The 23,316-nt window shown below is 61.4% G+C and carries 21 protein-coding genes; 4 read left to right on the forward strand and 17 right to left on the reverse strand.

From position 1 onward, the window contains the following. The first annotated feature begins 37 nt into the window (after positions 1–37). Positions 38–535 carry an outer membrane lipoprotein YfiB gene (gene yfiB / locus J0X03_RS20810; protein WP_033641803.1) on the forward strand — a complete coding sequence of 166 codons (498 nt, stop codon included), beginning with the start codon at positions 38–40 and terminating at the stop codon, positions 533–535. Positions 536–677: 142 nt separating this feature from the next. After that, the gene (gene ettA, locus J0X03_RS20815) at positions 678–2,345 is read left to right on the forward strand and encodes an energy-dependent translational throttle protein EttA (protein ID WP_025159620.1); all 1,668 of its coding nucleotides are present in this window, start codon (positions 678–680) and stop codon (positions 2,343–2,345) included. A 30-nt stretch (positions 2,346–2,375) separates the two neighbouring features. On the opposite strand, the gene J0X03_RS20820 is transcribed toward ettA, so the two are convergent. Beyond that, a complete protein-coding gene (locus tag J0X03_RS20820; protein ID WP_033651700.1) occupies positions 2,376–3,281 on the reverse strand; it encodes an AraC family transcriptional regulator in 906 nt (301 codons plus the stop codon). Between the two features lie 107 nt (positions 3,282–3,388). Next, the gene (locus J0X03_RS20825) at positions 3,389–4,300 is read right to left on the reverse strand and encodes a LysR family transcriptional regulator (protein WP_047572716.1); all 912 of its coding nucleotides are present in this window, start codon (positions 4,298–4,300) and stop codon (positions 3,389–3,391) included. Between the two features lie 97 nt (positions 4,301–4,397). On the opposite strand from J0X03_RS20825, the gene J0X03_RS20830 reads away from it, so the two are divergent. Then, entirely contained in the window at positions 4,398–5,399 is a 1,002-nt protein-coding gene (locus J0X03_RS20830; protein WP_033641800.1) for a zinc-binding alcohol dehydrogenase family protein, read from the forward strand. A 31-nt stretch (positions 5,400–5,430) separates the two neighbouring features. Here J0X03_RS20830 and J0X03_RS20835 read toward each other — a convergent pair whose 3' ends face one another. The 4 genes from J0X03_RS20835 to serB form a co-directional block, all read right to left on the reverse strand. Next, a complete protein-coding gene (locus tag J0X03_RS20835) occupies positions 5,431–6,864 on the reverse strand; it encodes a glycosyltransferase family 39 protein (protein ID WP_033651702.1) in 1,434 nt (477 codons plus the stop codon). A gap of 133 nt (positions 6,865–6,997) precedes the next feature. Next, positions 6,998–8,272, reverse strand: coding sequence for a multifunctional transcriptional regulator/nicotinamide-nucleotide adenylyltransferase/ribosylnicotinamide kinase NadR (gene nadR / locus J0X03_RS20840; protein WP_033641798.1), 1,275 nt, complete (start codon positions 8,270–8,272; stop codon positions 6,998–7,000). Between the two features lie 58 nt (positions 8,273–8,330). Next, positions 8,331–9,716 (reverse strand): DNA repair protein RadA, encoded by a 1,386-nt coding sequence (gene radA / locus J0X03_RS20845; RefSeq protein WP_004933048.1) that lies wholly within the window; start codon positions 9,714–9,716, stop codon positions 8,331–8,333. Positions 9,717–9,735: 19 nt separating this feature from the next. Beyond that, entirely contained in the window at positions 9,736–10,713 is a 978-nt protein-coding gene (serB, locus tag J0X03_RS20850) for a phosphoserine phosphatase (protein WP_042783658.1), read from the reverse strand. A gap of 110 nt (positions 10,714–10,823) precedes the next feature. Between serB and J0X03_RS20855 the strand changes: the two genes are divergently transcribed. After that, positions 10,824–11,507 carry a YtjB family periplasmic protein gene (locus J0X03_RS20855; RefSeq protein WP_160203957.1) on the forward strand — a complete coding sequence of 228 codons (684 nt, stop codon included), beginning with the start codon at positions 10,824–10,826 and terminating at the stop codon, positions 11,505–11,507. A gap of 169 nt (positions 11,508–11,676) precedes the next feature. Here J0X03_RS20855 and deoD read toward each other — a convergent pair whose 3' ends face one another. The 11 genes from deoD to prfC all read right to left on the reverse strand — a co-directional run bounded on the left by deoD (position 11,677) and on the right by prfC (position 23,201). Beyond that, positions 11,677–12,408: a purine-nucleoside phosphorylase gene (deoD, locus tag J0X03_RS20860; protein ID WP_004933059.1), complete on the reverse strand. Its 732-nt coding sequence runs from the start codon at positions 12,406–12,408 to the stop codon at positions 11,677–11,679. 166 nt (positions 12,409–12,574) lie between these two features. Continuing rightward, the gene (gene deoB / locus J0X03_RS20865; protein WP_033641795.1) at positions 12,575–13,798 is read right to left on the reverse strand and encodes a phosphopentomutase; all 1,224 of its coding nucleotides are present in this window, start codon (positions 13,796–13,798) and stop codon (positions 12,575–12,577) included. A gap of 192 nt (positions 13,799–13,990) precedes the next feature. Then, a complete protein-coding gene (gene deoA / locus J0X03_RS20870) occupies positions 13,991–15,316 on the reverse strand; it encodes a thymidine phosphorylase (protein WP_033641794.1) in 1,326 nt (441 codons plus the stop codon). A gap of 66 nt (positions 15,317–15,382) precedes the next feature. Then, entirely contained in the window at positions 15,383–16,162 is a 780-nt protein-coding gene (deoC, locus tag J0X03_RS20875) for a deoxyribose-phosphate aldolase (RefSeq protein WP_160203956.1), read from the reverse strand. A gap of 370 nt (positions 16,163–16,532) precedes the next feature. Further along, entirely contained in the window at positions 16,533–17,810 is a 1,278-nt protein-coding gene (locus J0X03_RS20880; RefSeq protein ID WP_160203955.1) for a NupC/NupG family nucleoside CNT transporter, read from the reverse strand. Between the two features lie 184 nt (positions 17,811–17,994). Next, complete coding sequence (locus J0X03_RS20885; protein WP_046688209.1) at positions 17,995–18,777, reverse strand: TatD family hydrolase; 783 nt, start codon at positions 18,775–18,777, stop codon at positions 17,995–17,997. Further along, positions 18,774–19,892 (reverse strand): patatin-like phospholipase family protein, encoded by a 1,119-nt coding sequence (locus tag J0X03_RS20890; protein WP_033651706.1) that lies wholly within the window; start codon positions 19,890–19,892, stop codon positions 18,774–18,776. Before J0X03_RS20890 ends, J0X03_RS20885 begins: the two co-directional genes overlap by 4 nt. A 10-nt stretch (positions 19,893–19,902) precedes the next feature. Further along, entirely contained in the window at positions 19,903–20,088 is a 186-nt protein-coding gene (locus J0X03_RS20895; protein ID WP_004933086.1) for a CsbD family protein, read from the reverse strand. 68 nt (positions 20,089–20,156) lie between these two features. Next, on the reverse strand, positions 20,157–20,318 hold the full coding sequence (locus J0X03_RS20900) for a DUF1328 domain-containing protein (protein ID WP_004933089.1): 162 nt from the start codon (positions 20,316–20,318) through the stop codon (positions 20,157–20,159). A gap of 162 nt (positions 20,319–20,480) precedes the next feature. Next, complete coding sequence (gene osmY, locus J0X03_RS20905) at positions 20,481–21,095, reverse strand: molecular chaperone OsmY (protein WP_033641790.1); 615 nt, start codon at positions 21,093–21,095, stop codon at positions 20,481–20,483. 516 nt (positions 21,096–21,611) lie between these two features. Next, positions 21,612–23,201, reverse strand: coding sequence for a peptide chain release factor 3 (gene prfC, locus J0X03_RS20910; RefSeq protein ID WP_033641789.1), 1,590 nt, complete (start codon positions 23,199–23,201; stop codon positions 21,612–21,614). Between the last annotated feature and the right edge of the window lie 115 nt (positions 23,202–23,316).

A 23,316-nucleotide genomic window follows, 5' to 3' on the forward strand; every position in this document is an offset into this window, starting at 1 on the left:
AGCCCCGGCTATAACACTTGAACTAGGGATTTTGACTATGATACAGCAACTGTTTAAAGGTCGTTTTTCACTGCTGACGATGGCGTTCGTCGCCCTGCTGGCGCTCGCCGGTTGCCAGAGCAAGCCGCAAGGCCTGACGCCCGAGCAGGTTGCGCTGCTGCAATCGCAGGGCTTCAAACTGACCGACAACGGTTGGGAATTCGGCCTGTCGGATAAAGTGCTGTTCGGCAACAACATCGGCAAGCTGAACCCGGAAAGCACCGAGACGGTGCAGAAGATGGGCCGCGCGCTGCTGAGCGTCGGCATCACCAAGTTCCGTCTGGACGGCCATACCGACAACTACGGCGAAGACAGCTATAACGATCAGCTCTCCCTGCGCCGCGCCGATGCGGTCGCCGATCTGCTGGCCAGCGTCGGTATTCCGCGCGCCAATATCGAAACCCGCGGCATGGGCAAGCGCGATCCCGTCGCCGACAACCGCACCTCCAGCGGCCGCGCGGAAAACCGCCGCGTCGCGATCGTCGTCACGCCATAAGCCACCAATATGCGCCTTTATCGGCGCATAAACGGTTATACTTAGCGATCGCTGAGCGATGTCTGGGATCCAAGATCGAAACGGGCTACACTCATGCCGCCAGACATCCTATAAATACTGATATAGAGAGGCTTAGAGCAACGTGGCTCAATACGTCTATACCATGCACCGCGTCGGCAAAGTGGTACCGCCGAAGCGTCATATTTTGAAAAACATCTCCCTGAGCTTCTTCCCTGGGGCAAAAATCGGCGTACTGGGCCTGAACGGCGCCGGTAAGTCCACCCTGCTGCGCATCATGGCCGGCATCGATACCGATATCGAAGGGGAAGCGCGCCCGCAGCCGGGCATCAAGATCGGTTATCTGCCGCAGGAGCCGCAGCTTAACCTCGAACACACCGTGCGTGAGTCGGTGGAAGAAGCGCTGGCGGAAGTGGTCGGCGCGCTGAAACGCCTGGACGAAGTGTACGCGCTGTACGCGGAAGAAGGCGCAGACTTCGACAAGCTGGCCGCGGAACAGGGCCGCCTGGAAGAGATCATTCAGGCGCACGACGGTCACAACCTCAACGCGCAGCTGGAACGCGCCGCCGATGCGCTGCGCCTGCCGGACTGGGACGCCAAAATCGCCCATCTGTCCGGGGGTGAACGCCGCCGCGTCGCGCTGTGCCGCCTGCTGCTCGAAAAGCCGGACATGCTGCTGCTGGACGAACCGACCAACCACCTGGACGCCGAGTCCGTGGCCTGGCTGGAACGCTTCCTGCACGACTTCGAAGGCACCGTCGTGGCGATCACCCACGACCGCTACTTCCTGGATAACGTGGCCGGCTGGATCCTCGAACTGGACCGCGGCGAAGGCATTCCGTGGGAAGGCAACTACTCGTCCTGGCTGGAGCAGAAAGACGCGCGTCTGGCGCAGGAAGCGTCCGCCGAAGCCGCTCGTCGCAAGTCGATCGAGAAAGAGCTGGAGTGGGTGCGCCAGGGCGCCAAAGGCCGCCAGTCCAAAGGCAAGGCCCGTCTGGCCCGCTTTGAAGAGCTGAACAACACCGAATACCAAAAACGTAACGAAACCAACGAACTGTTCATTCCACCTGGCGCGCGCCTGGGCGATAAAGTGGTCGAAGTCAGCAACCTGCGCAAGTCTTACGGCGACCGCCTGCTGATCGACGACCTGTCGTTCTCGGTGCCGAAAGGGGCGATCGTCGGCATCATCGGCCCGAACGGCGCGGGTAAATCCACGCTGTTCCGCATGATGTCCGGTCAGGAGCAGCCTGATTCCGGCAGCATCGTGCTGGGCGATACCGTCAAGCTGGCGTCCGTCGATCAGTTCCGCGACAGCATGGACGGTTCGAAAACCGTGTGGGAAGAAGTCTCCGGCGGGCAGGACATCATGCGCATCGGCAACACCGAGATGCCGAGCCGCGCCTATGTCGGCCGCTTCAACTTCAAGGGCGTCGATCAGGGCAAACGCGTAGGCGAGCTGTCCGGCGGTGAGCGTGGCCGTCTGCACCTGGCCAAGCTGCTGCAGGTTGGCGGCAACGTACTGCTGCTCGATGAACCGACCAACGACCTGGATATCGAAACCCTGCGCGCGCTGGAAAACGCCCTGCTGGAATTCCCAGGCTGCGCCATGGTGATCTCGCACGACCGTTGGTTCCTCGACCGTATCGCCACCCACATCCTGGACTACCAGGACGAGGGCAAGGTGGAATTCTTCGAAGGCAACTTCACCGAGTACGAAGAGTACAAGAAGCGTACGCTGGGCGCCGATGCGCTCGAGCCGCACCGCATCAAGTACAAAAAGATCGCCAAGTAATCCCCAAGGCGCCGCATGCGGCGCCTTTTTTTATGCCCGCGTCCGGCGATAATCGCGCGGTGAGCACGCCATCACGCGCTTGAAAGCATGGCTGAACGCGCTGTCGGAATCGTACCCCAAACGTTGCGCGATGATGGATACCGGTTCAACGCCGGTACGCAGCGCCCGCGCAGCCAGCAACATGCGCCAACGCGACACATACTCAAGCGGCGCCATTCCCGCCTTCTGCTTGAAGCGCAGCGCCAACGTCGAACGGGAAACGCTCGCCGCATCGGCCAATGACGCCACCGTCCAGCGACGGGCAGGATCGGCGTGTACTGCCTGCATCGCGGCGCCGATGCGCGGATCGAACAAGGCGGGCAGCCAGCCGGAGGCCGCGCCCTCCTCCCCCGTCAGGTAAATCCGCAGCGCCTGGGTCAGCATGATCTGCCCCAGATGATGCGTCATCAGCGCGCTACCCGGCGAAGGCTTTAACAGCTCGTCCGCCAGCCGCTGCAACGCCCATTGCAACACGGCGGCCTCTTCGGTGCCGCCTCGGATCACCATCAACGCCGGCAAACTCCCCAACAACCGCTCCACTTCCTCACCGAAGGTAAAACTCCCGCCGATAAACAGGCAATCCTCCGCCTCGCCGCAACTCGCCACGCCATTTTTCGCCTGCAGATAAAGTACGTCAGCATCGAGCGCCGGCAGCGACAGATCGCTGCCGACAGTGACCGGCAGGCTGCGGGTCAGCAGCAAGCAGTCGCCGGCCGCCAGCCGCAGCGGTTCGGCCAACCCTTCCGCCGCCAGCCAACAGCCGCCGCGCACCACCGCGTTGAATTTCCCGCTCTGCGGCGCAGGAAAATGAACGGCCCAGTCGCCGCCGGCCTTCAGGCCGCCGAAAAACGCATTCTGGCTGTTCAATGGCGCAAGCACTTCCGATAACGGATCCATACCCTCTCCCCCTAAGCCCCTTTCATGAGCATAGCCCGCGCCATGCTCCAGCCAAAGGTTTTAGGACGATGGCGACAGAAATTAGGCGTCTGCGTCATCTGCCAGGCCTACTCCCGCGTCAGCTCGCGCGCGTAGTCGTCAAACGCCGGGTGCTGTAATACCACATCGATGAAACAGGCCAGCGCCGGGGAATTCAGCTTGCGGCTCGGGTAGACCAGATACAGTTCATTCCCTTCTGCACGCCAGGCCGGCAACACCTCCACCAACAGCTTCTGTGCCACCACCTCGCGGCTGAGAAACGCCGGCAGCAGCGTGATCCCCGCGCCAGCGATAGCGCATTCGCGCGCATACAGTAGATTGTCGGTGGTGTGCGCCAGCGGCAGCTGCCAGCGGTAATAATCGTCGCCGCAGCGCAGGTTCCAGGCCGTCCAGGCGCGGTGGGCAATGCAGCGATGCTGCTGCAGCTGCTGCGGGTGTTCGATCGGCGGGTGCTGCGCCAGATAGGACGGCGCAGCCAGCAGATAGCGCGGCGCATACCCGAGGCGGCGGCCGATCAGCGAAGAATCCTGCGGCTTGCCGGTGCGCAGCGCGGCGTCGAAGCCTTCCTGCACCAGATCCACCATGGCGTCGGATACCGACACCTCCAGCGATACGTCCGGGTACTGGCGCTGAAAATCCGCCGCCAGCCGCGCCACCAGGGTTGCCCCCAACCCGGCCGGCGTCGAGATGCGCAGGCGGCCGCTCGGGTTGTCGCGCAGCCGCTGCAGCGCCAGATCGGCCCGCTCGGCGGCGGACATCATCGCCTGGCAGTGTTCCAGATAGCGCTCGCCGGCGAAGGTCAGGTTCAGCTGGCGCGTGGTGCGGTTGAGCAAACGCAGCCCCAGCGTCTGTTCGAGCTGGCTGATGCGCTGACTGACGCTGGACTTCGGCAACCCGACACGCTGCGCGGCGGCGGTGAAACTGCCGCACTCCGCCACCAGCGCGAACAGCGCCATGTCCTGCAGCTGTTTGAACTCCATTGTTCACCTCTGACGAACACTCAGTTAGATATTGTCCATCTTATCACCCCACTGCTGCGGGTCTACACTGGGGACATCATTTGAAAGGAGCACAATCATGTCAATAAAAGCCATTGCCGTAGACCCGCAGAACCCCGCCGGTTTCATCGAAATCTCACCGGAGATGCCGGTGCCCGGCCAGTACGATCTGCTGGTGGAAGTGAAAGCGGCCTCGGTCAACCCGGTGGATACCAAAGTACACGCCGGTCTGCAGAAAAGCGGCCTGCAGCAGCCGCGCGTCCTCGGCTGGGACGCCAGCGGCGTCGTGCTGGACGTGGGCAGCGGCGTCAGCGGCTTCAAGCCCGGCGATGAAGTGTGGTACGCCGGCGACATCACCCGGCCCGGCAGCAACAGCAGCCACCAACTGATCGACTCTCGCATCGCCGCGCACAAACCGCGCAGCCTGAACTGGGCGGAGTCCGCCGCCATGCCGCTCACCGCCCTCACCGCCTGGGAGGCGCTGTTCGAGCACCTGAACATTCAGGATGCGCCGGAGCACAAGACGCTGCTGATCATCGGCGGCGCCGGCGGGGTCGGCTCGCTGGCCATTCCGCTGGCCGCGCTGCGCAGCAAGGTGAAAGTGATCGCCACCGCGTCCAGGCCGGAATCCGCCGCCTGGTGCCGCGAGCGGGGCGCCGACCTGGTGGTGGACTACCGCGATTTGAAGGGCAACCTGGCGCAACACGGCATCGAGCAGGTGGATTACATCCTCTGTCTGAACGATACCGACGGCCACTGGCCGGCGATGGCCGAACTGATCGCGCCGCTCGGCCATATCTGCACCATCGTCGAGAACGCGCAGCCGTTGGATCAAAACGCGCTGAAGCTGAAAAGCGCCGCGCTGCACTGGGAATTCATGTTCACCCGCAGCATGTTCACCACCCCGGACATCGCGCAGCAAGGCCGGATCCTGCAGCAGGTGGCGCAACTGCTGGACGACGGCAAACTGAGCACCACGCTGAGCGAAACCCTGCACGGGCTGTCGGTAGACACGCTGACCGCCGCGCACCAACAGCTGCTCGGCGGCCATATGCAAGGCAAGCTGGTTATCGCTTACTGAGTTCGCATCGCGGCGGTGCTCTGCGCCGCCGTTACTGCGGGCGAACGAAGCCGACGCACAGCACCTGCTCATCGCTCTGCGGATCGGCGCGGAAGGTCAGCGTCTGCTGCCAGTCGAGGCGCATCTTCGGCCAGTGGGCCAGTTCGCCGCCGAAGTCGCTGTGTGCGCAGTCTTCACCCAACCGACCGAACAAGGCGACGCCATGCCGCGCAATCTGCGGATAGCTGATGTTGACGTTGTAGATGTTCGGCCGCGTATGATTGGACCAGCGCGTAATGGTCTGCGGCCGGGAACCGGCATACACCGTCATCCACTGCGACAGGTATTCGCCGCCGACATAACGCAGACTGACGCCATACCGCTCCTGCCACAGCTGCTCCACTCCGGCGCTGAACGCCTTGATGCCCACCATCTTCTGACCGGCATTGCGCACGTTGCCCAGCATCACCGCGGCATACCCCAGATAGACCGCCAGCGCCGCGCACATCAGCCCAATAGTCGCCGCCCGCAGCGAACGCACCGGCGGCTGACGCACGCAGCCGACCAGCAGCGCGGGGGCCAGCATGAAGAACGGCTGCAGCCACTCGGTCAAGCGGCCGCCGACGTTGAAGGAGAACCAGAAGGTGATGATGCCGAGCGGCAGCAGGTAGATCCACAGCAGCACCCGCATCGGCAAGGCTTTCGGCCAGGCCAGCACCGCCCCGCTGCGGCGCAGGATCCACCACAGCACCAGCGACGGATAGAACACCAGTAGCAGCGACTGCAGCATGTCGAGATTGAGCTGCATCTTGATCTGCGAATCCACCCACTTAAAGGCGGCGAAGTCGTGGTTCCACAGCCAGAATACGTTCGGCAACACCAGCGCCAGCCAGATCGCCACCGCCAGATAGAACTGCGGTTGGCGATAGCAGCGACGGATCTGCGGCACGAACAGCGTCGACAGCGCCGCGAAATAGACGAAGGCGAAGGTCGAATACTTCGCCATCATCGCCAGACCGGCGGCCAACGCGAAGGCCGGCCACCAGTTGGCCGAACGGGAAATCGCCATGTGGAAGAACAGCGCCATCCACGGCCACAGCATCACCAACAGGTAGTTGTCGTTGTAGGGAATGATGTCGAAATTGATGATGCCGGACAGGTTGAGCGTCAGCAGCGCCATCCAGGCCAGCGAAGTGCTGCCGCTCAGACGTCGCGCCAACAGCCAGACGCCCAACATGCCGATGGCGATGGCGATGAAGTGCCCGCCGTACCAGTAAACGTTCAGCGGCAGCCACGACAGCCAGATCGCCGGCTGCATCGCCGCACCGACCAACCAAGGATTTTTCGGTGAGCCCCACTCGCCGTTGAGGCCCCAATTGAGCGCCTCGACGGCGTCGTAAGGCAGGGTAGGATCGAGATGAACGGTCAGCAGCGTCCAGGCTGCGGCATAGCAGATCAACCAGAGAGCGAGTAAGCGATAAGACATGTCTTCTTCTGAGCGTTATTGTAAAGAAAACCTTAACGTAGTCGCTACCGAATGAACCATGTTTAAACAGGCCTTTAAATGTGCGTCCGTGCGGCCGTTTCTGCCGCGCGATCGCACATTACGCTAATTTTTCTCAGCCTGCGGCGTGGCGCTGGGCGGGCGCATTCGCCAGCCGACCGGCGTCCGCCGCCAGCAGCTGTTGCACCAGCTCGACACAGCGCAGGAAGCGCTCTTCGTAATCGCTGGACTCAACGTGCACGTACTCGATGTTGTTGGCGCGCAGCATCTCCTCCAGCAGGCGCTGGAACGCCAGGCGATCGGCGGTGCTGCCGAGACTGCGCAGGCCGTCCGCCACCCACGGCGTGTTGTTTTCCAGCAGGATCACCAGATCGAAGCGGTATTCGTCGATCAGCGCCTGCACGAAGGGATGCTCACGCCCTTCGTACTTTTTGCAAAACGCCTGGGTGGTGACGAAATCGGTATCGATAAACGCCACCTTGTTGGCGTACTTGACCGCGAAATCCACGTATTGCGCCTGCCCGAGGGCAATTTTGTCGTAGTCGGAGTACTGCAGCGCCATCTCGTCGCCGCCCAGGTGCGAGAACACGTAATCGCGGCCATATTCCCAGGCGCTGGTGGTGTTGAAGATGTTGGCCAGCTTGTTGACCAGCGTCGATTTGCCGCTCGACTCGCCGCCGAGGATCGCCACGGTGCGCACGAAGAACGGTTTCACCTCGGTCGGGATGTAATCCCAATAACGGAACGGATCCTGACGGATCTGATTGCCGCTGATGTTCATGAACGACCGTTCGGGATCGACCAAAATGGTTTCGATGCCCAGATGCTCGCGGTAGCGCGGCGCATCCTGCGCTTCGCTGGAATAGATGAAGCTCGGCACGATGCCTTTCTGTTCCATAAAGGCCTTCATGCCGTCGCTCCACACGTTCCAGCCGTGCGGGTACGGTTCGATGCCCTGCTCGTCGAACGAGTGGATATGGATGTTTTTCTGGTACTTGAAGGTCTGCAGCAGCCAGCGCAGGCGATCGCTGACCGTCGGCTGTTGCGACATCGAACTGTTCTCGAACAGCTCACGGTCGCGCGGCTCGTCGTGGCACAAGATAACGTGCAGCTCATCCACCTGGCTGCAGGCGCGCTGGATCAGATAGATGTGGCCGGTATGCAGCGGGTAAAATTTACCAAACACCACGCCGACTTTGACCTCTTTGCGCGGGAACTCCAGCCCGAGAAAACGGTGCAGCGCCTCGAGCTTTTGCGCGCTCGGGCTTTTGATCTTGTCGTTCAACAGCTGGCTGAGATAGCCTTTGGTCATGCCGCTGGCATCCGCCACCTGCTGCAACGTGCAGCCCTTTTGCTTGATGGACGTCTTCAGGTAATCAAATTGCGGCATGGCCACCTCCGTTTAGTATGCTAAACAAAATAGCATATCTTTCTCGCCGTCGGCGACATTAATAAAACCCTTCCAGCACGTCCAGCGCGTCCGCCAGCTTCTTGACCCCGAACACCTGCATATTGGCCGGCGGCTTTTTCGGCATATTGCCGTGCGGCACGATGGCGCGTTTGAAACCGTGCTTGGCCGCTTCGGCGATCCGCTCCTGGCCGCTCGGCACCGGACGGATCTCACCCGCCAACCCCACTTCGCCGAACACCACCAAATCGTTCGGCAGCGGCCGATCGCGCAGGCTTGAGACCAGCGACATCAGCAGCGCCAGATCGGCGCTGGTCTCGCTGACCTTCACCCCGCCGACCACGTTGACGAACACGTCCTGATCCGACATCTGCAGCCCGCCGTGCCGGTGCAGCACCGCCAGCAGGATCGCCAACCGGTTCTGCTCCAGCCCCACCGCCACGCGGCGCGGGTTGGACATCATCGAATGATCCACCAGCGCCTGGATCTCCACCAGCAGCGGCCGGGTGCCTTCCCACACCACCATCACCGAACTGCCGGAGGTAACTTCGTCGCCGCGGCTGAGGAAGATAGCCGAAGGGTTGCTCACTTCGCGCAGCCCCTGTTCGGTCATGGCGAACACCCCCAGCTCGTTGACCGCGCCGAAGCGGTTCTTGTGGCTGCGCAGGGTGCGGAAGCGGGAATCGGCGTCGCCGTCCAGCAGCACCGAACAGTCGATGCAGTGTTCCAGCACTTTTGGCCCGGCCAGCGAGCCGTCTTTGGTGACGTGGCCGACCATCACGATCGCCACGCCGCGCGTCTTGGCGAAGCGCGTCAGATAGGCGGCGGTTTCCCGCACCTGCGCCACGCTGCCCGGCGAAGACTGAATGTCCGCCATGTGCATCACCTGAATCGAGTCGATCACCATCAGCTTCGGCTGTTCCTGCTCGGCGATCAGGCAGATCTGCTCGATGCTGGTTTCCGACAGCATGTTCAGGCCGCCGGTCGGCAGCCCCAGACGGTGGGCGCGCATCGCCACCTGCTGCAGCGATTCCTCGCCGGTGACGTACAGGGTTTTCATCTGTTCGGACAGTTTGCACAGCACCTGCAGCAACAGGGTGCTCTTGCCGGCGCCGGGGTTGCCGCCGATCAGAATCGCGCTGCCGGGCACCACGCCGCCGCCCAGCACGCGATCGAACTCGAGAAAGCCGGTGGTGAAGCGCGGCAGCGCCTCAAGGCTGATTTCCGACAGCTTCTGCACTTTGCTGACGCCGGCGTCGCCGGCATAGCCGCTGAGGCGATCGTTGCGCGCCGCAGCGGGAGACGCGGCCAAACGCACTTCCGTGATGGTGTTCCAGGCATGGCAGGCGCTGCACTGCCCCTGCCAACGCGGATAGTCCGCCCCGCACTCATTGCACACAAATGCCCGTTTTGCCGCTTTTGCCACGTCTTACCTCAATCTTTCGTTATCGCACTTCGTGTTTCAGGCTGCCGGTGAGAATACACAGCACGCCCATCAAATCCGCATGCCGGATCGCCACCTGCGCTTTTTCATACACTTTCGGTTTGGCGTGGTAGGCGATGCCCAGCCCCGCCGCCTGCATCATTTTCAAATCGTTGGCGCCATCGCCGATGGCCACGGTCTGCGCCAGCGGGATCTCCAGCTTCTCCGCCAGCCGCAGCAGCGTATCGGCTTTGAACTGCGCGTCCACCACCGGCCCCAGCACTTCGCCGGTCAGCTTGCCGTCGCGGATCTCCAGCTCGTTGGCCGCCGCCGCCACCAGCCGCAGCCGGTTGCGCAGGTATTCGGCGTAGTAGGTGAAGCCGCCGGAGGCGATCGCCACATGCCAGCCCATCGCCTGCAGCTTGCCCACCAGGCTGGTCAGCCCCGGCATCAGCGGCAGCTCGTCGCGCACCTGCTTAAGGATGTTGGCGTCGGCCCCTTTCAGCGTGCCGACGCGCTGGCGCAGGCTGGCGGTAAAGTCCAGCTCGCCGCGCATCGCGCGTTCGGTCACTTCCGCCACCTGCTCGCCGACGCCCGCCAGCTTGGCGATCTCATCGATGCACTCGATCTCGATCGCCGTTGAATCCATGTCCATCACCAGCAGCCCCGGCGTGCGCAGGTGCGGGATTTTGCCGAGCGGCGCCACATCCAGCCCGCTCTCCGCCGCCAGCAGCTTGGCGCGCGGCGTCAAGGTGCCCGCCAGCCGCACCACCTGATAGTCGTCCACGCCCCAGGCGGTGACGATCACCATCGCCGCGCCCAGCTTGCGTTGGAATTGGGTAATGCGCGCCTTGTCCAGCGCCCTGCCATATAACAGCCACCCGGTATTGCCCGCCCGGTAGTCCAGCGGCATCACTTCGTCGCCGCTGAGCGAAAGGGGAAGACCCGGCCATTGAGAGATCTCCGCCGGAAGATCGCAATAGGTCAGACTGTTTGACATCATTGACTCCTGAATGGACAAAAACGCTGCATGATAAAACGACGCATCAAGCTATCCTATCGCCAGCGGTTCTGGCAACATAAAGTGTCCCCGATGCCCAAGGAACCTGCATGGCTCGCGCTAAACTGAAATTTCGCCTGCACCGCACCGCTATTATCCTGATTTGCCTGGCTTTGCTGGTGCTGCTGATGCAGGGCGCCTCTTATTTTAGCCTGAGTCACCAAATGGCGCGATCCGAGCAGGTGGAAGAGCTGGCGCAAACGCTGACCAAACAGGTCGCCTACAGCCTGGCGCCGCTGCTGGACGACGAGGGCAACAATCCGCGCATCGACGCCATCCTCAAGCAGCTCACCGATCACAGCCGCATTCTCGACGTCAGCGTGTATCAGCTGGACGGCACGCTGGTCTCCCACGCCGGGGAACAGATAAGTATACGCGATCGCCTGTCGCTCGACGGCAAACGCGCCGGCAGCTACTTCAACCACCAGTTGGTCGAATCCATTCAGGGCAAAGACGGCCCGATCGGCTTTATCCGCATCACCCTCGACACCCACGTGCTGGCGACCGAATCCAAGCAGGTGGACAACACCACCAACCTGCTGCGCCTGATGATCCTGCTGGCGCTGGCGATCGGCATCATTCTGGCGCGTACCCTGTTGCAACACCGCCGCAGCCGCTGGCAGCAGTCGCCCTACCTGTTGACCGCCAACACGCCACTGGAAGAAGGCAATACGGTGGAAGACGATGAAGACGATGCGCCGGAGAAAAAACAGGAAACGCCTAAGCAGGGGTAATTCAGGCCAGGCGTTGAATGCGTTCGTGCCGTTTTCTTGTCCTTTCGGTGAATAGATTGTCCGTAACAACGGGATCCACATCCAATTGAAAGGTAAAGCGTTAGCCAAAAACGGCCATGCGGAATGAATAGATTGACGGGCGGGCGCCATGATGACGCCCGCCGCGGTATTACGCTTTGTCGCCCAGCAGCACGGATTCCAGCGCGATAACGATCATTTCGTTAAAGGTGGTCTGGCGTTCCGCCGCCGTGGTCGCTTCGTGACGCAGGATGTGGTCGGACACGGTGCAGATGGTCAGCGCCTTACAGCCGAACTCTTCGTACAGCTCCGCCGCCACGCCGTAGATGCCGGCCGCTTCCATTTCCACGCCCAGGATGCCGTACTTCTTCATCACCTGGAACATATCCGGATCCGGGGTGTAGAACAGATCGGCGGAGAAGATGTTGCCCACGCGCGCCGGGATGCCCTGCGCCGCCGCCGCGTCGACCGCGTTGCGCACCATGTCGAAGTCGGCGATCGCCGCGTAGTCGTTGTCCTTGAAGCGCAGACGGTTCACCTTGGAGTCGGTGCACGCGCCCATGCCGATCACCACGTCGCGCAGTTTGATATCGTCACGCACCGCGCCGCAGGACCCCACGCGAATGATCTTCTTCACGCCGAATTCGGCGATCAGCTCGCGCGCGTAGATGGAGCAGGACGGAATGCCCATGCCGTGGCCCATTACGGAGATGCGGCGGCCTTTGTAGGTGCCGGTGAAACCCAACATGCCGCGCACGTTGTTCACTTCCACCGCGCCTTCCAGGAAGGTTTCGGCGATGTATTTTGCGCGCAGCGGGTCACCCGGCATCAGTACTACGTCAGCGAAATCACCCATCTCAGCATTAATGTGCGGCGTAGCCATAATTTTCTTCCTTTAGAAATCTTATTTAATAGAAACGTCAAACATCCAAGCCTTGAATGTCGAGTTGCAGCCAGGCAGCTAGCGGGTGGATCCCCAGGCGCTTACTTGAGTAAGCGACTGGGGTTCACGCGTGAAGCTAACAACGCTGCGGCTTGAAAGACAGGGCTTAGAACAGGGTCTTACCGTAATCCATCGGCGACAGGCCAAAGTAATTGGCGACGGTCTGGCCGATGTCGGCGAAGGTCTCGCGGTGGCCCAGCGAACCCGGTTTCACTTTCGGGCCGTAAACCAGCACCGGGATGTGCTCGCGGGTGTGGTCGGTGCCGCTCCAGGTCGGATCGCAGCCGTGGTCAGCGGTGAAGATGATGATGTCTTCGTCTTTCACCAGCTTCAGCAGTTCCGGCAGGCGGCGGTCGAACAGCTCCAGCGCGGCGGCGTAGCCCGCCACGTCGCGACGGTGACCGTAGGAGGAGTCGAAGTCCACGAAGTTGGTGAACACGATGGTGTTGTCGCCGGCCTTTTCCATTTCGATCAGGGTCGCGTCGAACAGCGCGTCGATGCCGGTCGCCTTCACCTTCTTGGTGATGCCGACGTTGGCATAGATGTCGGCGATTTTACCGATCGACACCACTTCGCCGCCCTTCTCGTCCACCAGCTTTTTCAGCACGGTCGGCGCCGGCGGCTCTACCGCCAGATCGTGGCGATTGCCGGTGCGCTGGAAGTGGCCCGGCTTGTCGCCGACAAACGGACGCGCGATCACGCGGCCGATGTTGTAACCGCCTTCGGTCAGCTCTTCACGCGCGATTTCGCACAGCTCATACAGGCGCTCCAGGCCGAAGGTCTCTTCGTGACAGGCGATCTGGAATACCGAGTCGGCGGAGGTGTAGAAAATCGGCTTGCCGGTTTTCATGTGCTCTTCACCCAACTGATCGAGGATCACGGTGCCGGATGAGTGGCAGTTGCCCAGGTAGCCCGGCAGATTGGCGCGCTCCACCAGCTTATCCAGCAGCGCCTGCGGGAAGCTGTTGTGCTCGTCCTTGAAGTAGCCCCAGTCGAACAGCACCGGCACGCCGGCGATTTCCCAGTGGCCAGACGGCGTGTCTTTACCGGAAGAGAGCTCGCTGGCGTAGCCGTAGGCGCCGATGATGTCGGCGTTGCGATCCAGCCCCTGCGGGAAGTTGCCGGTCGACTCTTCCGCCGCTTTGCCGAGGCCCAGACGGCTCAGGTTAGGCAGCGTCAGCGGGCCCTGACGGCCCACGTTGGCCTCACCGCGCGCGCAAACCTCGGCGATGTGGCCCAGAGTGTCGGAACCCTGATCGCCAAAACGTTCGGCGTCTTCGCTGGCGCCGATGCCGAAGGAGTCCAATACCATAATAAATGTGCGTTTCATCTGTGCTCTCCTGCGTGTTCTCACGCTATTGCGACCGCAAAACTGCAATCGCCCTTATTCTCTAAATTTATACCCAATGGATTTCAAGTTGTAGCTAGGCGGCTAGCGCGTGTATCCCAGGAGCTTACTCAAGTAAGTGACTGGGGTGCACGCGTGTAGCCAACAACGCTACGGCTTGAAAGACGAGGGTCATCACGCTTGAGTGATGCGCTTATACACCACCGGCGTCGCCTCCGGCGCCTTATCGCTCAGCGTCATTGCGCTGCGCACCGCATCGGCCGCCTGCTGCCAGCTCTCTTCATCGTTGGCGTGGATCATCGCCAGCGGCTGCTGGGAATCCGCCGTATCGCCCAGGCGCGCCATCTCGGTCAGGCCGACGCTGTAATCGATGGCGTCGCTCGCCCGACGGCGGCCGCCGCCCAACGACACCACCGCCATGCCCAGCGCGCGGGTATCCATGGCGCTGATGATGCCCGGCTTTTCAGCATACACCGGCTTGCTCAGCGTTGCCGCCGGCAGATAGCTATCGTAGCGTTCGACGAAGTCTATCGGACCCTGCTGCGCCGCCACCATGCGGCCAAACACCTCCGCCGCCTTGCCGTTATCCAGCACCGCCTGCAGCTTGGCGCGCGCGTCGGCCTCATCTTGCGCCAGGCCGCCGGACAACAGCATCTCTACGCTCAGCGCCAGCGTCACTTCCAGCAGGCGCGGGTTGCGGTATTCGCCGGTCAGGAAGCGCACCGCTTCGCGCACTTCCACCGCGTTGCCGGCGCTGGAAGCCAGCACCTGATTCATGTCGGTCAGCAGCGCGGTGGTCTTGCAGCCCGCGCCGTTGGCCACGCCGACGATCGCCTGCGCCAAATCTTGCGACAGGGCATAGGTCGGCATAAAGGCGCCGGAGCCGACCTTCACGTCCATCACCAGCGCATCCAACCCTTCCGCCAGCTTCTTGGCCAGAATGGAGGCGGTGATCAGCGGGATAGAATCCACGGTGGCGGTGATATCGCGGGTGGCGTAAAAACGCTTGTCCGCCGGCGCCAGCGAGCTGGTCTGGCCGATGATCGCCACGCCGACGTCCTGAATGATTTTGCGGAAGGCGTTATCGTCCGGGAAAATATTGAAGCCCGGAATGGCTTCCAGTTTGTCCAGCGTGCCGCCGGTATGCCCCAGGCCGCGGCCGGAGATCATCGGCACATAGCCGCCGCAGGCCGCCACCATCGGACCGAGCATCAGCGAAGTCACGTCGCCCACGCCGCCGGTCGAGTGCTTGTCGACGATCGGGCCGTTCAGCGCCAAACTCTTCCAGTCCAGCACGGTGCCGGAATCGCGCATCGCCATGGTGAGCGCCACGCGCTCCGGCATGCTCATGTCATGGAAATAAATGGTCATCGCCAGCGCGGCGATCTGCCCTTCCGACACCACATTGTCGCGAATGCCGTTGATGAAAAAGCGGATTTCCGCTTCGCTTAACGGCTGGCCGTCGCGTTTTTTACGAATAATTTCTTGAGCCAGGAACAAGGCATCCCCCTGTGTCGCCGAGAGTCGGTGCAGACGGGCGCGCCTGGCGCCCGCCAACGATATCGATCAGTAGCCGCCGCCGGCGGTCTGGGTTTGGTGGCCCAGCGCGGCCAGCAAGCTGGCCAGCAGGCTGGAAGCGCCAAAGCGGAAATGCCGCGCGTCGGCCCACCCTTCGCCCAGAATACGATCGGCAAGTTGCAGATAATGCAGCGCGTCTTCCGCGGTGCGCACGCCGCCGGCCGGCTTGAAGCCCACCGTCTTCGCCACGCCCATATCGCGGATCACTGACATCATCAGCTCGGCGCTCTCCAGGGTGGCGTTGACCGGCACCTTGCCGGTGGAGGTCTTGATAAAGTCGGCGCCGGCCTTGATGGCGATCTCGGACGCCTTGCGGATCAGATCGGCCTGCTTCAGCTCACCGGTTTCGATGATCACTTTCAGCAGCACGTTGGCCGCCTGGCAAGCCTGTTTGCACTGTTTCACCAGCTCGAAACCGACCTGTTCGTTGCCGGCGATCAACGCGCGGTAAGGGAACACCACGTCCACTTCATCCGCCCCATAGGCGATGGCCGCGCGGGTTTCCGCCAGCGCGATGTCGATATCGTCGTTGCCATGCGGGAAGTTGGTCACGGTGGCGATACGGATGTCCGGCGTGCCTTGCTCGCGCAGCGCCTTACGCGCCACCGGGATAAAACGCGGGTAGATGCAGATGGCCGCCGTGTGGCCGGCCGGGGTGTTGGCCTGACGACAGAGGGCGATCACTTTCTCGTCGGTGTCATCATCGTTCAGCGTGGTTAAATCCATCAAGTTCAGCGCACGTTGCGCTGCTGCGGTTAATTCGGTCATAAAACTCTCCAACTGAGTACCTGGGTGTTGGCGAGCGGACTTGGTTCCATGAAGATAGCGCAGGGGAACGGCGTTCCCGCGGCGGCAACTGAGATCCTTCTCACCGCACATGGCCACCCGCCTTGCGGCCGGCCAGTAATAGCTATTTGAACACGAATGCCGGGGGCGATTCGCGTTCATCGTCACACTATATGAAATAGCACTGTAACAGACCGGAATTATATGTGAAGAACATCACAAAATAACGCGATATCGTTCACAAATTCGCTAAAGAAGCGGCTGAAGATCGCGGATGCGGCAAGCACCCGCGTTGCTTAGAGTATAGGCGGAGTCCCGCGATCGGTCGCGCCGACGCGGGCTCAGCGAGGGCTTACAGCGCCAGGAAGAAGCCGGCGATGGTGGCACTCATCAGGTTGGACAGCGTGCCCGCCGCCACGGCCTTCAGACCGAAACGCGCGATGTCATGGCGACGGTTGGGTGCCATGCTGCCCAAACCGCCCAGCAGGATCGCCACCGAGGAGAGGTTGGCGAAACCGCACAGCGCAAAGGAGATGATCGCCTTGGTGTGCGTTGACAGCACCTGCAGGCCTTCCGCCGCCACCACATCGTCCGGGCGCAGATAGGCGCCGAAGTTCATATAGGCGACAAACTCATTGACGATGATCTTCTGGCCGATAAACGAACCGGCGGTCATCGCTTCACTCCACGGCACGCCAATCAGGAAGGCGATCGGCGAGAACACCCAGCCGAGGATCAGCTCGAGCGACAGCTGCGGGTAATCGAACCAGCCGCCGATGCCGCCGAGAATGCCGTTGAGCAAGGCGATCAGCGCGATAAACGCCAGCAGCATCGCGCCGACGTTCAGCGCCAGCTGCATGCCGGAAGCCGCGCCGGAAGCCGCCGCATCGATCACGTTGGCAGGACGATCCTCTTCGGCGATCAGTTTCATCGCATCGTCTTTATCGTGGGTCTGCTCGGTTTCCGGCACCATCAGCTTGGCGAACAGCAGCCCGCCCGGCGCGGCCATGAAGGACGCGGCGATCAGGTATTCCAGCGGCACGCCCATCTGCGCGTATCCCGCCAGCACCGAACCGGCCACCGAAGCCAGGCCGCCGCACATCACGGCGAACAGTTCTGACTGGCTCATGGTGGCGATATACGGACGCACCACCAGCGGCGCTTCGGTCTGGCCGACGAAAATGTTGGCGGTCGCCGACAGCGATTCGGTGCGCGAGGTGCCCAGCAGCTTGTGCAGGCCGCCGCCCAGCACGCGGATCACCAACTGCATGATGCCGAGGTAGTACAGCACCGCAATCAGCGAGGAGAAGAACACGATCACCGGCAGGACGCGCAGCGCGAACACGAAGCCGCCGCCGCCGAACACCTCGAACATCTTGTCGGAAACCAGCCCGCCGAAGATGAACGAAATGCCCTGATTGCCGTAAGCGATAACATTTGCCACGCCGTTAGACATACTGCCGAGGATGCTGCGGCCCAGCGGCACGTACAGCACCAGCGCGCCGATACCGACCTGAATGATGAACGCCCACACCACGGTGCGCAGTTTGATGGCCTGACGGTTGCTGGAGAGCAGCACCGCAATGGCGATCAGCACCGCCATCCCGACCAGACTCATGATGAGTTGCATGCAAAGTTTCCCTGTTGCAAAAAATAAAATACATCCCTGCTCATGAAGAGAGGTCTGCTATTGGAGAGTTTCGGGGGGGATTATACTGAGCGAGGTCACCCTCGCACCGATTTATGTCACAAATGTATACAACGAGACGCAAATGAAAATCTTATAACGTGACGCAAGTCACGTTATGCAGACCTCAATTCGGCATGGCGAACAGCGCTTGGGTATTGCGTTGCAGGTGGGCGGCTATCACGTCGGCCGGTTCCGGCCGCAGTTCACACAGCGCGTGAAACACCTCGGCGGCGCGCTCGGGGCGGTTCGGCTGCCCCTGATAGCCGGCCAGCGGCATGTCCGGCGCATCGGTCTCCAGCAGCAGCGCCTCAAGCGGCAGCTGCGCCATCACGGCGCGCGTTTTCTGCGCCCGCTCATAGGTGATGGTGCCGCCCACGCCGATGTAATAGCCGAGGCGGATAAACGCCTGCGCCTGCGACAGGCTGCCGGCAAAGCCGTGCACCACGCCGCGGCGCGGCAGCTGCATGCGCCGCAGCGCGGCGGCCAGTTGGTCGTGGGTGCGGCGCGAATGCAGGATCACCGGCAGGTCATGCTGTTTCGCCAGCTTCAGTTGGGCCAGCAGCACGCTGTGCTGCCGCTCGAACTGTGGGTTATCCATATACAGATCGAGCCCGATCTCCCCCACCGCCACCAGCTTGTGCGGCCGTTCGGCCAGCAGCGCCGCCAACTGTTCCAACTGCGGCTCATGATGCTGCGCGATATACAGCGGGTGCAGCCCCAGTGCGGCGAACAGCGGCGCATGCTCCTGCGCCAGCCGCAACACCCGCGCGAAGCGATCGGCGGTGACCGTCGGGACGATGATGCGCTTTACGTCGGCGCTTGCCGCCCGCGCCAGGCTCTCGGCCTCATGCCCGGTAAAGGGCGGGAAATCGAAATGGCAGTGGGTGTCGGTAAAGGCGTAACTCACAGCGCGCCCCCTTCACCCGGCGGCAGATCGCCCGGCAGGATGATTTTCGGCGCCGCTACCGCCGCCTCCGGCTGCGCCGCCCGCTCGGTGGGCATGGCGATGTCGGTCACGATCGGCGAAGGCATTCTGACGTTCTCCGGCTGGATCAGGCGGCGCGACAACGCTTTTCGCACCTTCATGCCGTCGGGCTCCTGCTGCGCCATCCACTGGCCGACGGTGGCCAGGAAGTAGCGGCCGCAGCGGCGCCCCAGGTGATAATCCTGATTGAGCGCCCCCAATCGGCTGCCCAGCGCATTGCTGGCCAGCGGCTTCGGCGGGAAGATCTCGAAGATGCGCAGCTTGCCCGGCGGCTTTTCGATAAAGCGCTGGATGCGGTGATAGCTTTGCTCGTGATGCTGCAGGATGCGCACCATCTGCTGCAGGCTGCTGTCGCTCAGCCAATGCTCCATGCGCTTCATCCACTGCGGGGTGTAGTACATTTGCGAAGGCACGGTGCGGATCACCACGATGGTGTCGGCGCCGCGGCGATAGGCCTCTTCCACCGGGATCGCATCGCTGATGCCGCCGTCCTGATAGCTGACGCCGTCCAACTCCACGCCCTGACGGTAGAAGCCGGGAATGGCGCTGGACGCCTTGATGGCCGGCAGCCAGCGTTCGCGCTGCGCCGGCAGATAGGTCGGTTCGAAATCGTCGCTGCGGCAGGCGCACAGCAGGAATTCGCGCCCGTCGGTAAAGTGCTGTTCCGCCACGTCCATCGCCAGCGGCATCTGCGCCGCCGCCGTATCAACCAGCCAATCGAGATCGATCAGATGCCCGCCGCGCACGAAGCGCAGCGGATTGAAGAACTGTGCCGAAGTGGTGTAACGGGTGATCACCCGGCGCGCGTAGCCCATCTGCCCGCAGATATAGGCAGACAGATTCTGAGCGCCGGCCGATGTGCCGATCAGCAGATCGAAAGGGTTAAAGCCCGCGCGCTGAAACTCGTCCAGCACGCCGGCGGTGAAAATGCCGCGCTGGCCGCCGCCTTCGCAGACCAACGCCATTTTTCCTGGTCGAAAAGGTTTAGACGCCAGCGGTTCTATATTGCCGAGCGTGATGGGTATTCTGTATCCCAACTTGGCATCCTCAGTGAGACGTTTTCTCCGAGGATACCGCGTCTCGCTCTCTTCCGTAATCCTCTTGCAGCACGCCGACGAGGAAATCATTGCTGCCGGCCAACCAGGCACCATCGCTGCCGGACCATTCGGCCCAAGCCTGCCATACCTGACCTTTCAGTTGTTTCCAGCGCCCGACGATGATGTCGCTGTTCATGGCCGGCCCTCCCCGACGTGAGAAAAGGAATTAAGCTTTGTTACAGTTTGCAGGAAAATGCCGGCCGGCTAAGGGCGCCGACGGCCGGTGAACAGACTGACCAGGAACAGGATGATGCCGACAACGAACACGACTTTGGCGGCCCAGGCGGCGGTGCCCGCCAGCGAACCGAACCCCAGTGCCGCAGCGATAAGCGCGATGACTAAAAAGATAATGCCCCAACGAAACATAAGCTTCTCCTTACCATTGTGAAAAAATTCGCTGCCGTCTACCGCCCCGACAACGGGACATCGACGGCAAATCAGTTTCTTTTTTTGGTGGTACACGTCGGGCCGCCTTGACGGCCCGACAGATGCGGCTTGTTGTTACTTGTTACGGGCGCCATGGCGGGATTACTGCTTGACCACCAGGTCGTTTTTCACGCTTTTCACGCCGTCGATAGCCTTGGCGATGCTTTCGGCACGCTCAGACTGCGCCTGCGTTTTCACTTCACCGGAAAGCTGCACCACGCCATCGGTGGTTTCCACTTTCACATTGCGCGACGGCACGATGTCATCGGCCAGCAGCTTGGCTTTCAGCTCGCTGGTGGTGGCGGTGTCGCCGGCATACGATTTGATCGACTGGTTGGCTTCATCTTTCACGTGCAGCTTGTCGCTGACGGTTTTGACGCCTTCCACCTTGCCGGCAACCGCAACCGCATGCTCTGCCTGCGCCTGGCTGCCGACAAACCCGCTCAGGATCACGGTGCCTTTTTCGGTTTTCACCGAAATGTCAGTGCTTTTGATGCTCTTATCGTCCACCAATGCACTTTTAACTTTAGCCGTTATCGCGCTGTCATCCATGTAACCGTCAACTTTTTTCATGGAGCTATCGATTTTGGCACCGGCACTGTCCGCGGCGTTAGACGCCTTGTTGAGCAGACTGTCTTCGGCCAGCGCAGTGCCGCTCACCAAAGCAGAACCCAAAACAACAGCCATCAGCGAGTGTGCAAATTTGGTCTTTTTCATCGATCTCTTCCTTTTGTTGGGGGCCCCAGCGCCAGAGCGCCGGAACCCTTCAGCCGCCTTCACGCGGCCTCTCGGTAAATACTTCATCATCGCTATACGATTAAGCGTTCACGACAGGAATATTGCAACCGCCGTGCCAACTCCATAAACACCTTAAAAATCAAACAAAAAAAGCGTTGAGTCGGATTTTTAATCAAAAAACTGTCGCCTATTGACGACAGACCAAGTGACACGAAACGGTAAAACAGTCATCTCATTGATATTTAAGGAAACAGACTGTCTCCTATCGGCAACACATCAGAATAACTCACCAAACAATAAGCGTATTACAGTGATTTACTCTCAAGCAATGTGCGGACATCTCGTTAAAGATAGACCATGCGGCGGAAAACGCAGGCCAATCGCGTCTCGCCTGGGCGACATCGATTCGCAGGATAAAATATGAGGAAGATTTATTAATTAGCGGAGTGAGAATACGGGGAATTGGCAGGGCGCACCGGGCGCCCTGCCGATGTATCAGTGTTCGCGGGTCTTGCGGAAGGTCACGTCAGGATAGCGTTCCTGCGTCAGGTTGAGGTTCACCATGGTCGGCGCGATGTAGGACAGGTTGTCCCCGCCGTCCAGCGCCAGGTTGATCTCGTTCTTGCGCTTGAACTCTTCGAACTTCTTCACGTCGTCGCACTCGACCCAGCGCGCGGTCGACACGTTGACCGATTCGTACAGCGCTTCCACGTTGTACTCGCTCTTCAAACGCGCCACCACCACGTCGAACTGCAGCACACCGACCGCGCCGACGATCAGATCGTTGTTGGCGATCGGACGGAACACCTGTACCGCGCCCTCTTCGGACAGCTGCACCAGCCCCTTCAGCAGCTGTTTCTGCTTCAGCGGATCGCGCAGGCGAATGCGGCGGAACAGCTCCGGCGCGAAGTTCGGAATACCGGTGAACTTCATGTCTTCACCCTGGGTGAAGGTATCGCCGATCTGAATGGTGCCGTGGTTGTGCAGGCCGATGATGTCGCCCGGGTAGGCTTCTTCCACGTGCGAACGGTCGCCGGCCATAAAGGTCAGCGCGTCGGAGATCACTACGTCTTTGCCGGTGCGCACCTGGCGCAGCTTCATGCCCTTCTCGTAGCGGCCGGACACCACGCGCATAAAGGCCACGCGGTCGCGGTGTTTCGGATCCATGTTGGCCTGGATCTTGAACACAAAGCCGGTGAATTTCTCTTCCGCCGCCGTCACTTCACGGGTGTCGGTTTTGCGCGGCATCGGCGCCGGCGCCCAGGCCACCAGACCGTCCAGCATATGATCCACGCCGAAGTTACCGAGTGCGGTACCGAAGAACACCGGGGTCAGCTCGCCGCTCAGGAACGCCGCCTGATCGAACTCGTGGGAAGCGCCCTGCACCAACTCCAGCTCATCGCGCAGCTGCGCCGCCAGATCTTCGCCTACGGCGACATCCAGCTCCGGGTTGTTCAGGCCTTTGACGATGCGCACTTCCTGAATGGTGTGGCCTTTACCGGTCTGGTACAGGTAGGTTTCATCCTTGTACAGGTGATAAACGCCTTTAAACAGCTTGCCGCAGCCGATCGGCCAGGTGATAGGCGAACAGGCGATTTTCAGTTCGCGCTCGACTTCGTCCATCACTTCCATCGGATCGCGGATGTCGCGGTCCAGCTTGTTCATGAAGGTCAGGATCGGCGTGTCGCGCAGACGGGTGACTTCCATCAGCTTGCGGGTGCGATCCTCAACGCCCTTGGCGGCGTCGATCACCATCAGACAGCAGTCCACGGCGGTCAGGGTGCGATACGTATCTTCGGAGAAGTCCTCGTGCCCCGGGGTATCCAGCAGGTTGACCAGGCTGTCGCGGTACGGGAACTGCATCACGGAGGTGGTGATCGAGATCCCACGCTGCTTTTCCATTTCCATCCAGTCGGATTTGGCGTGCTGGCTGGAGCCACGGCCTTTTACCGTACCGGCGGTCTGGATCGCCTGTCCGAACAGCAGCACTTTTTCGGTAATGGTGGTTTTACCGGCATCGGGGTGCGAGATGATGGCGAAAGTTCTTCTTTTGGAGACTTCGCGGGCAAATTCACTAGGAGACATGGTTTTCAGGTTCTACGGTTAGTCCGCCCTGCGACATCATCAGAACGCGCCGATCGCGGCGCCGGGCAAAGCGGTGAATAAAAGATAACAGCCGGGCATTTTCGCCGATTTGCCA

The organism is Serratia ureilytica (genome assembly GCF_017309605.1).
GTDB lineage: Bacteria > Pseudomonadota > Gammaproteobacteria > Enterobacterales > Enterobacteriaceae > Serratia > Serratia ureilytica.